11 protein-coding genes are annotated in these 14,488 nt (G+C 67.0%); 7 read left to right on the top strand and 4 right to left on the bottom strand.

Annotated features, from left to right (window positions below):
* Positions 1-2: 2 nt before the first annotated feature.
* Positions 3-284: a PP0621 family protein gene (locus ACRYRV_RS06570; protein WP_253448426.1), complete on the bottom strand. Its 282-nt coding sequence runs from the start codon at positions 282-284 to the stop codon at positions 3-5.
* 101 nt (positions 285-385) lie between these two features.
* Here ACRYRV_RS06570 and ACRYRV_RS06565 point away from each other — a divergent pair, with 101 nt between their 5' ends.
* The gene (locus tag ACRYRV_RS06565) at positions 386-2,017 is read left to right on the top strand and encodes an NAD+ synthase (RefSeq protein ID WP_444985593.1); all 1,632 of its coding nucleotides are present in this window, start codon (positions 386-388) and stop codon (positions 2,015-2,017) included.
* A gap of 113 nt (positions 2,018-2,130) precedes the next feature.
* On the opposite strand, the gene ACRYRV_RS06560 is transcribed toward ACRYRV_RS06565, so the two are convergent.
* Positions 2,131-3,993, bottom strand: a complete 1,863-nt coding sequence (locus tag ACRYRV_RS06560; protein WP_309636871.1) for a sensor domain-containing diguanylate cyclase — start codon at positions 3,991-3,993, stop codon at positions 2,131-2,133.
* Positions 3,994-4,045: 52 nt separating this feature from the next.
* On the bottom strand, positions 4,046-4,870 hold the full coding sequence (locus ACRYRV_RS06555; RefSeq protein WP_309636872.1) for an outer membrane protein assembly factor BamD: 825 nt from the start codon (positions 4,868-4,870) through the stop codon (positions 4,046-4,048).
* A 139-nt stretch (positions 4,871-5,009) separates the two neighbouring features.
* Here ACRYRV_RS06555 and rluD point away from each other — a divergent pair, with 139 nt between their 5' ends.
* The 5 genes from rluD to ilvN all read left to right on the top strand — a co-directional run bounded on the left by rluD (position 5,010) and on the right by ilvN (position 12,253).
* Positions 5,010-5,969 carry a 23S rRNA pseudouridine(1911/1915/1917) synthase RluD gene (gene rluD / locus ACRYRV_RS06550; protein ID WP_444985594.1) on the top strand — a complete coding sequence of 320 codons (960 nt, stop codon included), beginning with the start codon at positions 5,010-5,012 and terminating at the stop codon, positions 5,967-5,969.
* Between the two features lie 24 nt (positions 5,970-5,993).
* Positions 5,994-6,749 (top strand): peptidoglycan editing factor PgeF, encoded by a 756-nt coding sequence (pgeF, locus tag ACRYRV_RS06545; RefSeq protein ID WP_253448438.1) that lies wholly within the window; start codon positions 5,994-5,996, stop codon positions 6,747-6,749.
* A 152-nt stretch (positions 6,750-6,901) separates the two neighbouring features.
* On the top strand, positions 6,902-9,484 hold the full coding sequence (clpB, locus tag ACRYRV_RS06540) for an ATP-dependent chaperone ClpB (RefSeq protein ID WP_444985595.1): 2,583 nt from the start codon (positions 6,902-6,904) through the stop codon (positions 9,482-9,484).
* Positions 9,485-10,037: 553 nt separating this feature from the next.
* The gene (locus ACRYRV_RS06535) at positions 10,038-11,762 is read left to right on the top strand and encodes an acetolactate synthase 3 large subunit (RefSeq protein ID WP_309636876.1); all 1,725 of its coding nucleotides are present in this window, start codon (positions 10,038-10,040) and stop codon (positions 11,760-11,762) included.
* A complete protein-coding gene (ilvN, locus tag ACRYRV_RS06530) occupies positions 11,762-12,253 on the top strand; it encodes an acetolactate synthase small subunit (protein WP_253448446.1) in 492 nt (163 codons plus the stop codon). Before ACRYRV_RS06535 ends, ilvN begins: the two co-directional genes overlap by 1 nt.
* Positions 12,254-12,344: 91 nt before the next feature.
* Here the strand turns inward: ilvN and ilvY are convergent, their stop codons facing one another.
* Positions 12,345-13,232: an HTH-type transcriptional activator IlvY gene (ilvY, locus tag ACRYRV_RS06525; protein ID WP_444985596.1), complete on the bottom strand. Its 888-nt coding sequence runs from the start codon at positions 13,230-13,232 to the stop codon at positions 12,345-12,347.
* A gap of 174 nt (positions 13,233-13,406) precedes the next feature.
* Here ilvY and ilvC point away from each other — a divergent pair, with 174 nt between their 5' ends.
* Positions 13,407-14,423, top strand: coding sequence for a ketol-acid reductoisomerase (gene ilvC / locus ACRYRV_RS06520; RefSeq protein ID WP_253448452.1), 1,017 nt, complete (start codon positions 13,407-13,409; stop codon positions 14,421-14,423).
* Positions 14,424-14,488: the final 65 nt, after the last annotated feature.

The following is a 14,488-nucleotide window of genomic DNA, read 5'->3' as shown; positions in this document are numbered from 1 at the left end:
CGCTACTCCTTCTCCTCCGGCCCCTGCTCCTTCTGCTCCTGAAGGTAGCGGTCGAGGTGGGCGCTGGAGCAGAACCACTCGCCCTGGTCGCGCAGGGCGTCGCTTTCGGGCACGTGCACCTTGCACCAGCTGCAGCGCACCATCTGGCCGCCTTCCTGGCGGGTGTCGTCACTTTCCAGCAGTTCCTCGCGGTCAAGCTTCCACTCTCGGTACATGCGGTAGAGCTTGAGGCCGGCGAAGAAGAGCACGGCGAAGATGATCAGGCGGATGATCAAGAGGTTCATTCCGGTAGGGACTCCCAGGTGAGGGCGGGTCGGCTTTGCCAGTCGGCGGCCCTTGCGGGACAATGGGTGTATTCATCGATTCTCGAGAGATTTCCAAGCCCATGCAAGACCTGACGCTGGTGATGGCTCAGCTGGACCCCCTGGTGGGGGATATTCCCGGCAATACCGAACGCGCCATCGAGTCGGTGCGCGAGGCGCGCATCGAGCATGGCGCCGACATCGTGGTGCTGCCCGAACTCTTCCTAACCGGCTATCCACCGGAAGACCTGCTGCTGCGCCCCTCCATGGAGAGCCGACTACGCGCGGCGCGCACCCGCATGGCCGAGAAGGTGGTCCGCGACGTGCTGGTGATCGTCGGCTACCCAGGCCGCCGCGAGGGGCAGCTCTGGAACCTGGCCGGCGCCCTCTACAACGGCGAGTGGCTGGGTGAGTATGCCAAGCAGGCGCTGCCCAACTACGAGGTGTTCGACGAGCAGCGCTATTTCGCCGCCGGCAGCGAGCCGCTGGTGCTGACGCACAAGGGCCTGAAGCTGGGCCTGCTGATCTGCGAAGACCTCTGGGACGAGGCGCCGGCGCGCCAGGCCAGGGAGGCCGGCGCCCAGCTGCTGGTCAGCCTCAACGCCTCCCCCTTCCACCAGGACAAGCCCGTCGAACGGCTGCGCCTGCTCGAGCAGCGGGCCGCCGAGGTGGCGCTGCCCATCGTCTACGTCAATATGATCGGCGGCCAGGACGAGCTGGTCTTCGACGGCGGCTCCGCCTGCGTGGATGCCGAAGGAAAGCTGATGCTCCAGGCGCCCCACTGGCAGGTGGGGCTGATGCCGGTGGCGCTGGTCCAGGAGAAGGGGAGATGGATCCCCCGCCCCGGCGAGACTGAACCCGACGTCGAGCCCGAGGAGAACCTCTACTGCGCGCTGGTCACGGGGCTTCGCGACTACGTCAACAAGAGCGGCTTCGAGGGCGTGGTGCTGGGGCTCTCCGGCGGGATCGACTCGGCGCTGTCGCTGGCCATCGCCGTGGATGCCCTGGGCCCCCAGCGGGTGCAGGCGGTGATGATGCCCTATCACTACACCGCGGATATCTCGAAGCAGGACGCCGCCGAGCAGGCCGACCTGCTCGGCGTCCACTATGAGGTGCTGCCCATCGAGCCCATGGTGGAGGCCTTCATGGGGACCCTCTCCGGGGTCTTCGAGGGCACCGAGCGCGATACCACCGAGGAGAACCTGCAGTCGCGCTGTCGCGGCGTGCTGCTGATGGCGATCTCCAACAAGAAGGGCCTGATGGTGCTGACCACCGGCAACAAGAGCGAGATGGCGGTGGGCTACGCCACCCTCTACGGCGACATGGTGGGCGGCTACAACGCCCTGAAGGACGTCTACAAGACCTGGGTCTACCGCCTGGCCCGCTGGCGCAACACCCAGTCGCCGGCGATCCCCGAGCGGGTCATCGAGCGCCCGCCCACCGCGGAGCTCGCCCCCGGCCAGCAGGACAGCGACTCCCTGCCCGACTACGACGTGCTCGATGCCATCCTGGTGCGCTATATCGAGGGGGACATGAGCGCCGAGGCGATCATCGAGGCCGGTTTCGACCGCGACGACGTCTACCGGGTGGTGCGGCTGGTGGACCGCTGCGAGTACAAGCGCCGCCAGGCGCCGGTGGGGGTCAGGGTGACCCGCCGCGGCTTCGGCCGCGACCGCCGCTACCCCATCGTCAACGGCTGGCAGCCCGGCGAGTAGGTCCACGAAGGCAAGATGGCTCGGAGCGCCACCTCCCGTCGGGGAGGTGGCGCTCTGCCCTCAGGGGCCCGGTGGGAGATGGCGCTCTGCCCCAGTGAGCGAAGAGGAGGCGCTCAGCGGGGAGCGCTGCCGCTCAGGGCCTCGTCCAGGGCTCGGTCGTAGAGTCGCCAGGTATTGCGCCCGGCATCCTTGGCGCGATACATGGCCGCATCGGCGGCCTTGAGCAGATCGTCGGCGCTGCCTCCGTCGGCGGGATAGAGGGCCACCCCCACCGATACGCCGATGGTGACCTCCGTGCCGTCGATGGTGAAGGGGGTCGTCAGTGCGTCAATGATCTTGCGGGCCACTCGGATGGCGCTTTCGGCATCCTGCAAGGGGGCAGCGGCGACCACGAATTCATCACCCCCCAGGCGGGCCAGGAGGTCATTGCTGCGCAGGTTGGCCTTGAGCCGTCGGGTCACGCTCTGCAACAGCAGGTCGCCTGCCTGGTGGCCGAGGGTGTCATTGACCTCCTTGAAGTGGTCCAGGTCCAGAAACAGAACGGCCAGCTGCCCCTTCGTCGAGCCGGCCTGATGCAGGGCCCGTTGCAAATGCCGCTCCAGCTGGGTGCGGTTGGGTAGCCCGGTCAACTTGTCATGCAGTGCCTGGTGGCGCACGGCCTCCTCGGCGGCCTTCTGCTCGGTGACGTCGTTGAAAATATGGATATAGCGCAGCAGCTTGCCGCTGTCGCTGCGCACGGTGCTGATGGTCTGCAGGGCCACCAGGGTATCGCCATCGGCGCGCCGGTAGTGGACGTCGCCCTGCCAGGTATCCTGTTGCTCCAGGTGTTTCTCGCCTTCTTGCAGCCGCTCCGCGCTGTCGGCCTGCCAGGCGAGCAGCCGTGACATCGGCCCGCCAAGCAGGGTTTGGCGGGAGTAGCCCAGATGGTCGGTGAAGGCGGGGTTGACGTCGATGATCCTGTGTTCGGGGTCGGTGATGGCGATGGCCTCCTGGGCGCTGCGAAAGACGCTGGCGGCCAGCAGAAGCTCTTCCCGTGAGCGCTCCAGCTGACGAGTCTGCTGGTCCACTCGGATGAGCAGCGGGTGCAGGGCCCGGCTGATGATCCAGGTGCCGCCCAGGGCGAGCAGCAGCATGGCGAGAGCCGGCCACGCCAGCAGCTTGATGGCCTCGTCGTGGAAGTGGTGGGTAGGGACTTCGACCAGCAGCTGCCAGCCGTGATCACCCAGGTCGGCGGCGAGGGGAACGCGAGTGATATCGTCCTCCGCGGTCGGCGACGCGATGTCGGTCAGCGCCAGGGTGCCGGCGTCGAGCATCAGCTCCTGGCCGCTGCTGAGGTTGCGCAGCCGTATCGGAGTGTCATCGCCAAAGCGGCGCCTGCCGCTCAGCAGCTCCCGCAGGGCGTCGGCGTGGAAAAAGACCAGGTCGCGGCCGATGACTGCGCCCGACGCGTCGAGAATGGGTGCGCATCCCTGAATCAGCACCTTGCCCTGGGGCATCTGATGAAAGCGGCAGGGGTAACCCTCCGGCGACGCGAGGGCGGGCTCGGGGTTCGGCGGCACCTGGCCCAGCCGGGCGATGGTCTCGTGACCGGGTCCCTGGCGGAGCAGGCCGGCTATCTGGGACGCCTGTGCCATGGAGTCGGCCAGCCGCGGGGTGCTGTAGGCGGAGACGGTCTCCAGGGATATCTCGCCGCGAGCGTATTCCTCCAGCCGCCGGCGAATCTCGGTGCGGCCGGCAAGCTGCCGGGTGACCTCCTGGTAGTGCCTGAACTGGTGGTGAAGCGACTCCGCGTGCGCCTCCAGGCTGAGCTGGTAGATGTGCTCGATGCTGCTGCGGGCCGAATGATAGAAGGGCAGGGCGGTGGCAAGGCCGGCCAGCAGGGCGGTGGTCAGGATGCCCAGTGCCGCCAGGGTACGCACGCGCCGATGCATGCGTCGGATGAAGTGCGCCGATCGGGAGGGGGAGGCTGATGACATGATGGGGACTAATGCCCCGCCCGTGGCGGGGCATGCTGTCTCTGTAGAGGGGTCAGGTCGAGAGCGACTGGGCGCGCACGTGCTTGGGCTCGAAGGTGCGGCCGCGCAGCTGCTCGTGGCGCGGGTCGTTCTCGATCAGTACTTCCAGCACCTCACGGGCGCGATCACGCATCTCCAGGCCCAGGTAGCCCTCGACCATCACCGCCAGGGCATCCCGGGTCGCCTCGCTCTCCGGGTAGTTCTCGATCACCCAGCGGCCGCGCTCAACGGCGGCCAGGTAGGCCCCGCGGCGCAGATAGTAGTCGGCCACGTGCAGCTCGTGGCGGGACATCAGGTTGCGCAGGTAGACGATGCGCTGCTGGGCGTCCGGAGCGTACTGGCTGTTGGGATAGAGGCGGACCAGCTCGCTGAAGTCGGTATAGGCGTCCCGGGAGGCGCCCAGGTCCCGCCGGGAGATATCGATCAGCTTCAGGCGCTCGAGGCTGAAGCGTCCGGCCTGCCAGGAGGCCAGGCCACGCATGTAGAGCGCATAGTCGGCCTGGGGGTGGCTCGGGTGGAGGCGGATGAAGCGGCTGGCGGCGGCGCGGGTGGCCTCCCAGTCGCCGAGTTCGTAGTGGGCATAGATCAGCTCCAGCTGCACCTGCTCGGCGTGGCTGCCGAAGGGGTAGCGAGTGTCCAGCGCCTCCAGTCGAGTGATGGCCGCGGTAAAGTTGCGGCGTTCCAGGGAGCCGCGCGCCTCTTCATAGAGCTCGCGTTCGGCAACGCCGGCGAACTCGTCCTGTTCTTCTTCGCTGGAGCCGCTGCTGGCACAGCCCACCAGCAGGCTGGAGGCCACCAGCAGGGCCGCAAGTCGGGCGGTAGGGCGGAATACGCGCATCGTGATCCTCGTGGCAAACAACGCGGACAGGCCGTGATAGAATCGACCGAAACCCGCTCACTATAAAGCACTGCGCGGCAAAACGCAGTCACCGCGCGCTGCTCTGATCCACTCCCTGCTGACAGGCAGCCTCTCGCCCATGCCCCAGATTCTGGAAGCCCAGCAACGCGTTCCCGACGCCATGGCCGGCCTGCGTCTCGACCAGGCCGCCGCCGAGCTCTTCGCCGACCACTCCCGCGAGCGCCTCAAGGCCTGGATCAAGGCCGGCGACCTGACCCTGGACGGCCGGCCCGCCAAGCCGAAAGAGAAGGTCTACGGGGGCGAGTGGCTGCGCCTCAACGCCGAGGTGGCGGAGGATACCCGCTTCGAGCCGGAGGACATTCCCCTGGCCGTGGTGTATGAGGATGACCAGGTGCTGGTGATCGACAAGCCCGCGGGGCTGGTGGTGCATCCGGCGGCGGGCAATCCCGACGGCACCCTCCTCAATGCGCTGCTGCACCACTGCCCGGCCCTTGCCGGGGTGCCCCGGGCGGGCATCGTCCACCGCCTCGACAAGGAGACCACCGGCCTGATGGTGGTGGCCAAGACCCTGGCCGCCCAGACCTCCCTGGTCGAGCAGCTTCAGGCGCGTACGGTCTCCCGGGAGTACGATGCGATCTGCGTGGGGGTGATGACGGCCGGCGGCAGCGTGAATGCCCCCATCGGTCGGCACCCCAAGGACCGCAAGCGCCAGGCGGTGACCGCCTCCGGCAAGCCGGCGGTGACCCACTATCGGGTGGTGGAGCGCTTTCGTGCCCATACCCATGTGCGCTGCCGCCTGGAGACCGGGCGTACCCACCAGATCCGTGTGCACCTGGCCCACCTGCGCTATCCCCTGATCGGCGATCCGGTCTATGGCGGTCGACTCAAGCTGCCGCCGGGTGCCGCCGAGCCCCTCAAGGAGATCCTGCGCGAGTTTCCCCGCCAGGCGTTGCACGCCCGCAAGCTGGCCTTCGTGCATCCCGGCAGTGGCGAGACGGTGACCTTTCGCGCGTCGCTGCCGGATGACCTGCTGATGCTGCTGGACTACCTGCGCGACGATCACGAAACCATGCGTTGAAGCGACTGCGCCGAGGACCCTGACATGAGCGACGCTCCCGACCTGCGCCCGACCCTGATCCTGCCCGACTGGCCGGCGCCCACCTCCGTGGGGGCCTTCGTGACCACCCGCGAGACCGGCCCCAGCCAGGGGGAGTTCGCCTGCTTCAACCCGGCGGAGCACGTGGGCGACAACCCCGATCACGTGGCGCTCTGTCGGCGGCTGCTGGAAAAGCAGGTCGACGGCGAGCGACCGCTGCTGTGGCTCAACCAGGTGCACGGGGCGCGGGTGCAGCAGCACTTCGAGGCCACGCCACCGGAGGCCGACGCGGCGGTGGCGCTGAATCACGACTATGCCTGCGTGGTGATGACCGCCGACTGCCTGCCGGTCTTCTTCAGCGACCTTCGCGGGACCCGGGTGGCGGTGGCCCATGCCGGCTGGCGCGGCCTGGCCGGCGGCGTGCTCGAGGCGACCGTGGCGGCGCTGGGCGTGCCGCCGGAGGAGCAGCTCGCCTGGCTCGGGCCGGCGATCTCCAACGCCCAGTTCGAGGTGGGACCCGAGGTGCAGCAGGCCTTCGTCGGCGTCCACCCCGAGGCGGCCGACGCCTTCGACCCCAGCCCCTATCGCCTCGGCCACTATATGGCCGACCTCTATCGCCTGGCGCGCCTGCGCCTGGAGCGGCTCGGCGTCGCCCATATCAGCGGCGGCCACTTCTGCACCGCCTGCGAGCCGCGCTTCTACTCCCACCGCCGCGACAGCGGCCGCACCGGACGCATGGCCAGCGTGATCTGGCTGCGCTAGAGGGGCCTTGACCGGCGTCAACTGGCTCGTACCTTCCCCTGGCGGCCGACTTGAAACCGGGCCAGCCTGACTCCATTGAGTGTGTCAAGACGAATTGACAGGGCCGAGCGGGGCGTCCGAACGCCTCGCTACCCCGATGGAGGAAGTGTTTCATGCGTTTCGACAAGTTCACTGCCAAGCTGCAGAACGCCGTGGCCGACGCCCAGTCCCTGGCCGTGGGCCGCGGCCACAATCAGCTGGAGCCCGGCCACCTGCTGCTGGCGCTGCTCGAGGCCACCGATACCGGCGTCAAGGCGCTGGTGCAGAAGGCCGGCGGCGACGCCGCCCGGCTGCGCGACGGCCTGGCGGGGCATCTCGATGACCTGCCGAAGGTGGCCCACTTCGACGGCGAGGTGCAGCCCTCCCGCGACCTCATCAAGCTCTTCAACCTGACGGACCGTGAGGCCCAGAAGCGCGGCGATCAGTTCATCGCCAGCGAGCTGGTGCTGCTGGCCGCGCTGGAGATGGGCCATGCGGTGAGCAAGCTGATGACCCAGGCCGGGCTCTCCCGCCAGACCCTGGAGAGCGCCATTGCCGGCGTGCGCGGCGGGGCGAGGGTCGATGACCCCAACGCCGAGGATCAGCGCGAGGCCCTGGAGAAGTACACCCTGGATCTCACCGAGCGGGCCGCCAGCGGCAAGCTCGACCCGGTGATCGGCCGCGATGACGAGATTCGCCGCACCATCCAGGTGCTGCAGCGGCGCACCAAGAACAACCCGGTGCTGATCGGCGAGCCCGGCGTGGGCAAGACCGCCATCGTCGAGGGGCTGGCCCAGCGCATCATCAACGGCGAGGTGCCCGAAGGCCTCAAGGAGAAGCGCGTGCTCTCCCTGGACATGGGCGCCCTGCTGGCCGGCGCCAAGTTTCGCGGCGAGTTCGAGGAGCGCCTGAAGTCGGTGCTCAAGGAGCTGGCCCAGGAGGAGGGCCGGGTGATCCTCTTCATCGACGAGCTGCATACCATGGTCGGCGCCGGCAAGGCCGAGGGCGCCATGGACGCCGGCAACATGCTCAAGCCGGCCCTGGCCCGGGGGGAGCTGCACTGCGTGGGCGCCACCACCCTGGACGAGTATCGCCAGTACATCGAGAAGGACGCCGCGCTCGAGCGCCGCTTCCAGAAGGTGCTGGTGGATGAGCCCAGCGAGGAGGACACCGTGGCGATCCTGCGCGGCCTCAAGGAGCGCTACGAGGTGCACCACAAGGTGGATATCACCGACGGCGCCATCATCGCCGCGGCCAAGCTCTCCACTCGCTATATCACCGACCGCCAGCTGCCCGACAAGGCCATTGACCTGATCGACGAGGCCTCCTCGCGGATCCGCATGGAGCTCGACTCCAAGCCGGAGGAGATGGACCGCCTGGACCGCCGCCTGATCCAGCTGAAGATGGAGCGCGAGCACCTCAAGAAGGAGACCGACGAGGCCTCGAAGAAGCGCCTGGAGAGCCTCGAGGAGCAGATCCACGAGCTGGAGCGCGAGTATGCCGACCTGGACGAGATCTGGAAGGCCGAGAAGGCCAGCATCCAGGGGGCGGGGCAGTTCAAGGAGGAGCTCGAGCGCGCCCGCATCGATCTGGAACAGGCGCGCCGCCAGGGCGACCTCGCCCGCATGTCGGAGCTGCAGTACGGCGTGATCCCGGCGCTGGAGAAGAAGATCGCCGAATCCAGCGAGGCGGAAGCCGATACCTCCGGACACAAGCTGCTGCGCTCCAACGTCACCGAGGAGGAGATCGCCGAGGTGGTCTCCCGCTGGACCGGGATCCCGGTGGCCAAGATGCTCGAGGGCGAGCGCGACAAGCTGCTGCGCATGGAGGAGGCGCTGCACCAGCGGGTGATCGGCCAGGAGGAGGCGGTGGCCGCGGTGGCCAACGCCGTGCGTCGCTCCCGGGCCGGACTCGCCGACCCCAATCGTCCCAACGGCTCCTTCCTGTTCCTCGGCCCCACCGGCGTGGGCAAGACCGAACTGTGCAAGGCGCTGGCCCATTTCCTCTTCGATACTGAGGAGGCCATGGTACGCATCGACATGTCGGAGTTCATGGAGAAGCACTCGGTGGCGCGGCTGATCGGGGCGCCCCCCGGCTATGTGGGCTACGAGGAGGGCGGCTACCTGACCGAGGCGGTGCGCCGCAAGCCCTACTCGGTGCTGCTGCTCGACGAGGTGGAGAAGGCCCACCCGGATGTCTTCAATATCCTGCTGCAGGTGCTGGAGGATGGCCGCCTCACCGACGGCCAGGGCCGCACCGTGGACTTCCGCAACACCGTCATCGTGATGACCTCCAACCTGGGCTCCGAGATCATCCAGCGCCTGGGCGGCGATGACGCCGACTATGCGCAGATGAAGGAGATGGTGATGGAGGTGGTAGGCAGCCATTTCCGCCCCGAGCTGATCAACCGCATCGACGAGGTGGTGGTCTTCCATGCCCTCGGCCAGGCGCAGATCCAGTCCATCGCCGAGATCCAGCTCGACCGCCTGAGGGCGCGGCTCGCCGAGCACGATCTCGCCCTTGAGGTCAGCGACGCGGCGCTGGCGCAGCTGGCCGTGGTCGGCTTCGACCCGGTCTACGGCGCCCGTCCTCTCAAGCGGGCGATCCAGGCCCGACTCGAGAATCCGCTGGCCCAGGACCTGCTGGCCGGGCGCTTCGCGCCGGGCGATGTCATCCACGTGGAGGCGGAGGGCGACCAGCTGGTGTTCCAGAGCTGAGGCCAACAAAGCGTTACGCACTCGGCCAGGCGCCGGGTCGATAGCCGACTACACTAGTATCAGGTTGCGTCCTGTAACCCCCCTTGCCCGCCTGGCGCCCGCCCGGCGGGCTCTTTTACACCACACCCCGCCGAGGGCCCTTGCATGTCCCGCTGAGGGCTCTTTTACACCCCGCTGAGGGCTCTTTTACACCCCGCGGCGGCTCTCACACTTTTTATGCGGTTGACACCATTGCGCCGCTAATGGAATCTTGGGCCTTCCTGATTTGCGGGCGCGGAACTCTGCGGGTAACCCCCCATCCCCGCGCGAAGGGTAGGCCAGAGGGCCTCTACCCGCCGAAGGACTTCCGAGTGCGGGTCAACCGCCCGGCTCGGCCAACGCCCCGACGCGGCGATCCGCCGCGATGAGAGTGCAGGCCCCATCCGGGTCTATCAACGCCAGGGTTTGGCATCAGGTGCCGGCGCGTCCGGCAGCGGCATACCGCCGCACTCGACCCCGCGTGCCCCATTTGGCACGCGGATCGCACTCGAGACCTCCAGGGGAGAGACATCAAGTGGAACTGCTTTCCGGCGCAGACATGATCGCCCGCTTCCTTCAGGATGAGGGCGTCGAATACATCTATGGTTATCCGGGCGGTGCGGCGCTGCACATCTACGACGCCCTCTTCCGTCAGGACAAGGTCAAGCACATCCTGGTGCGCCACGAACAGGCCGCCACCCATGCCGCCGACGGCTATGCGCGCGCCTCGGGCAAGCCCGGCGTGGTGCTGGTCACGTCCGGCCCCGGCGCCACCAACGCCGTGACCGGCATCGCCACCGCCTACATGGACTCCATTCCCATGGTGGTGCTGTGCGGCCAGGTGATGAGCCACCTGATCGGCGATGACGCCTTTCAGGAGACCGACATCATCGGCGTGACTCGGCCCATCGTGAAGCACAGCTTTACCATCAAGCACCCGACCGAGATTCCCGAAGTCCTCAAGAAGGCCTTCTATCTGGCCTCCACCGGCCGCCCCGGCCCGGTGGTGGTGGACATTCCCAAGGACATGACGGCGCCCACCGAGCGCTACGAGTACGTCTACCCGAAGAAGGTCAAGCTGCGCTCCTACAACCCGGTCACTCGCGGCCATACCGGCCAGATCAAGAAGGCCGTGGAGATGATGCTCAAGGCCAAGCGGCCGGTCTTCTATACCGGTGGCGGCGTGGTCACCGGCCGTGCCAGCGAGGGGCTGACCGATCTGGTCAAGCGCCTGGGCTATCCCATCACTACCACCCTGATGGGTATCGGCGCCTACCCGCAGAGCGACCGCCAGTGCCTCGGCTGGCTGGGCATGCACGGCTCCTATGAGTCCAACATGGCCATGCATCACGCGGACCTGATCATCGCCATCGGGGCGCGCTTCGACGACCGGGTCACCAACAACACCTCCAAGTTCTGCCCCACCGCCAAGATCATCCACGTGGACGTCGACCCGAGTTCCGTCTCCAAGACGGTGCGCGCCGACGTGCCGATCGTCGGGCCGGCGGGCAGCGTGATCAGCGAGATGATCAGCCTGGTGCAGGGCAAGGAGATCGCCCATCCCGAGGCCCTGGCCGAGTGGTGGCAGAAGATCGACGGCTGGCGCGAGGAGCGCGTGGGCAAGCTCTACGAGCCCTCCAAGGCCGGTGAGACGATCAAGCCCCAGGAGGTGATCGAGGCGCTCTGCCGGGTGACTCGCGGTGAGGCCTATGTGACCACCGACGTGGGCCAGCACCAGATGTTCGCGGCCCAGTACTACAAGTTCGACAAGCCCAACCGCTTCATCACCTCGGGCGGCCTTGGCACCATGGGCTTCGGCTTCCCGGCCGCGATGGGCATCAAGCAGAACTTCCCGGAGGAGCAGGTGGTCTGCGTCACCGGCGAGGGTAGCTTCCAGATGATGATGCAGGAGCTCTCCACCTGTAAGCAGTTCGGGGGCGGTGTGAAGATCGTCAACCTGAACAACGCCTCGCTGGGCATGGTTCGCCAGTGGCAGGACCTCAACTACAAGTCCCGCCACGCCCACTCCTACATGGAGTCGCTGCCCGACTTCCAGAAGTTGATCGAGTCCTATGGCTTCACCGCCCTGAAGGTCGAGACCCTCGACGAGCTTGAGCCGGCGCTGGAACGTGTCTTTGCCGACAAGCACGAGCTGGTGTTCCTCGACGTTGCGGTCGACCCGCACGAGCACGTCTATCCGATGCAGGTGCCCCTGGGCTCCATGCGTGACATGCTGCTTTCCAAGACGGAGCGGACCTGATGCGCCATATCATCTCGATTCTGATGGAAAACGAACCGGGCGCCCTGTCTCGCGTGGTGGGGCTCTTTTCTCAGCGCAATTTCAACATCGAGACGCTGAACGTGGCGCCCACCGAGGACGAGACCCTGTCGCGCCTCACCGTCACCACCGTGGGTGATGACCGGGTGATCGAGCAGATCACCAAGCACCTCAACAAGCTGATCGACGTGGTCAAGCTGGTGGACCTCACCGAGGGCAACCACATCGAGCGCGAGCTGATGCTGGTGAAGGTCAAGGCGCTCGGCGCGGCTCGCGACGAGGTCAAGCGCACCGTGGATATCTTCCGTGCGCAGATCGTCGATGTGACGCCGAGCCTCTACACCGTGCAGATCACCGGCGACGCCGGCAAGCTGGATGCCTTCCTTCAGGCCATGGCGCCGGTGGGGATCCTGGAGGTGGCGCGCACCGGGGTGTCGGGCATTGCCCGCGGCGACAAGGTGCTCGCACTCTGATCGATGGCTGCGCTCGCGCTGCATCACAGGGCCGCCCTTCGGGGCGGCCTTCTCGATGTTGGGGAGGCCGTTCGGTAGCGGGCGTCCGCGGTCAGCGCGCCTGCACCTCGTCCCAGAGGGCGCGGATCAGCGGGCTCTTCAGGCGGCGCTCCAGCACGCAGAGCCCGACATCGTAGTGGGGCAGCTCCGGTTTCACCGCGAGCACCCGCACGCGCTCCTGCAGGGGGCTGTTGTCGAGCACGATCTTCGGCACCACGCCGATGCCGAACCCCAGTCCCACCATGCTGACGATGGCCTCGTGGCCGGCCACCTGGGCGTAGATCTGCGGCGTGACTCCCAGCGCCCTGAACCAGGTGTCGGCAAACTCCCGGGAGAGGCCCGCCTCGGAGAGGATCATCGGCACTTCGCGCCACTGGTCGGCGCTGGGGGACTCCGGCGTGGCGGGAATCCAGGCGGCGGATGCCTGGGGGGCGATGAACACCAGGGGGGCGCGGGTCAGCGACTTGAAGGCCAGGGCCTCCGGCGTGCGCCGCGGCCGCGGGGTGATCGCCATGTCCTCCTCACCGGCCAGCACCCGGGCCATGGCCTCGGCGGGGTCGCCGGTGTGCAGCTTGAGTTCGATGCCGGGGTGGTGGGTGCGAAACTTGCTGAGCAGGGCGTAGAGAAAGCTGTAGCTGGCGGTGACCGAGCAGTAGACGCTGATCTCGCCGGTAAGGCGCTGGGCCTCGCTCTGCAGCGACAGGCGCAGCTGCTCCCACTGCTCCAGCGCCTCCCGGGCGTAGGCGAGAAAGGTGATGCCGTGGGGTGTCATCACCACATGGCGGTTGTCGCGTTCGAAGAGCACCACGCCCAGGGTCTCCTCCAGCTGACGGATGGAGCGAGAGAGCGTCGAGGGGCTGACGTGGCAGGCGTTGCTGGCGCGGCCGAAGTGCAGGGACTCGGCGAGAGCCAGAAAGTGCTTGAGGGGTCGCATGTCCATGGGTGTCATTATTTCATATCCCGGCACGTCACGTTGCAAATATCGCGTTTTACGCAATGGTGGGGCTGGCGTATGGTGAGTCCATCGGATGCCGCGAGCCCAGTCCCGCGTCAGACGGGGCGGGTGGCCATCAGCGCTGACACCCTCTTTCATCGACGTTCCAGGAGTAGGACCATGCACGTGTATTACGACAAGGATTGCGACCTCTCCCTCATCCAGGGCAAGAAGGTCACCATCGTGGGTTACGGCTCCCAGGGCCATGCCCATGCCAATAACCTGAAGGAGTCCGGCGTCGACGTCACCGTCGCCCTGCGTGAAGGTTCCTCCTCCGCCGCCAAGGCCGAGGCTGCCGGCCTCAAGGTTGCCAGCGTGCCCGAGGCGTGCAAGAACGCCGACGTGGTCATGATCCTGGCCCCGGACGAGAACCAGAAGGCGATCTACGAGAACGAGGTCGAGCCGAACCTGAAGCAGGGCGCTACCCTGGCCTTCGCTCACGGCTTCAACATCCACTATAACCAGATCGAGCCGCGCAAGGACCTGGACGTGATCATGATCGCGCCCAAGGCCCCGGGCCACACCGTGCGCTCCGAGTTCGTCAAGGGCGGCGGCATCCCCGATCTGATCGCCATCCATCAGGATGCGTCCGGTACCGCCAAGGAGCTGGCGCTCTCCTACGCCGCCGGCGTCGGCGGTGGCCGTAGCGGCATCATCGAGACCACCTTCAAGGACGAGACCGAGACCGATCTGTTCGGCGAGCAGGCCGTGCTGTGCGGCGGCGCCGTGGAGCTGGTCAAGGCCGGCTTCGAGACCCTGACCGAGGCGGGCTATGCTCCCGAGATGGCCTACTTCGAGTGTCTGCACGAACTCAAGCTGATCGTCGACCTGATGTACGAGGGCGGCATTGCCAACATGAACTACTCCATCTCCAACAACGCGGAGTATGGCGAGTATGTCACCGGCCCCGAGGTGATCAACGACGAGTCTCGTGCCGCCATGCGCAACGCTCTCAAGCGCATCCAGACCGGCGAGTACGCCAAGATGTTCATTCAGGAAGGCAACACCAACTACCCCTCCATGACCGCGCGTCGTCGCCTGAACGCCGAGCATGAGATCGAGGTCGTGGGTGCCAAGCTGCGCGGCATGATGCCGTGGATCGCTGCCAACCAGCTGGTGGACAAGTCCAAGAACTGATCGCTATCGGTTCACGGGACCTTCAGGGGCGCGGATATCCGCGCCCCCTGCGCGTTTATGGGGTG

The organism is Halomonas mongoliensis (assembly GCF_052496345.1).
This window is presented reverse-complemented; position numbering and strand designations above follow the sequence as displayed.

Bases quoted from the DNA above. Each gene is read 5' to 3' on its own strand.
- ilvC (WP_253448452.1), top strand. From the start codon at position 13,407: ATGCACGTGTATTACGACAAGGATTGCGACCTCTCCCTCATCCAGGGC.
- ACRYRV_RS06560 (WP_309636871.1), bottom strand. From the start codon at position 3,993: ATGTCATCAGCCTCCCCCTCCCGATCGGCGCACTTCATCCGACGCATG.
- ACRYRV_RS06555 (WP_309636872.1), bottom strand. From the start codon at position 4,870: ATGCGCGTATTCCGCCCTACCGCCCGACTTGCGGCCCTGCTGGTGGCC.
- ACRYRV_RS06565 (WP_444985593.1), top strand. From the start codon at position 386: ATGCAAGACCTGACGCTGGTGATGGCTCAGCTGGACCCCCTGGTGGGG.
- ilvN (WP_253448446.1), top strand. From the start codon at position 11,762: ATGCGCCATATCATCTCGATTCTGATGGAAAACGAACCGGGCGCCCTG.
- ilvY (WP_444985596.1), bottom strand. From the start codon at position 13,232: ATGGACATGCGACCCCTCAAGCACTTTCTGGCTCTCGCCGAGTCCCTG.
- clpB (WP_444985595.1), top strand. From the start codon at position 6,902: ATGCGTTTCGACAAGTTCACTGCCAAGCTGCAGAACGCCGTGGCCGAC.
- ACRYRV_RS06570 (WP_253448426.1), bottom strand. From the start codon at position 284: ATGAACCTCTTGATCATCCGCCTGATCATCTTCGCCGTGCTCTTCTTC.
- rluD (WP_444985594.1), top strand. From the start codon at position 5,010: ATGCCCCAGATTCTGGAAGCCCAGCAACGCGTTCCCGACGCCATGGCC.
- pgeF (WP_253448438.1), top strand. From the start codon at position 5,994: ATGAGCGACGCTCCCGACCTGCGCCCGACCCTGATCCTGCCCGACTGG.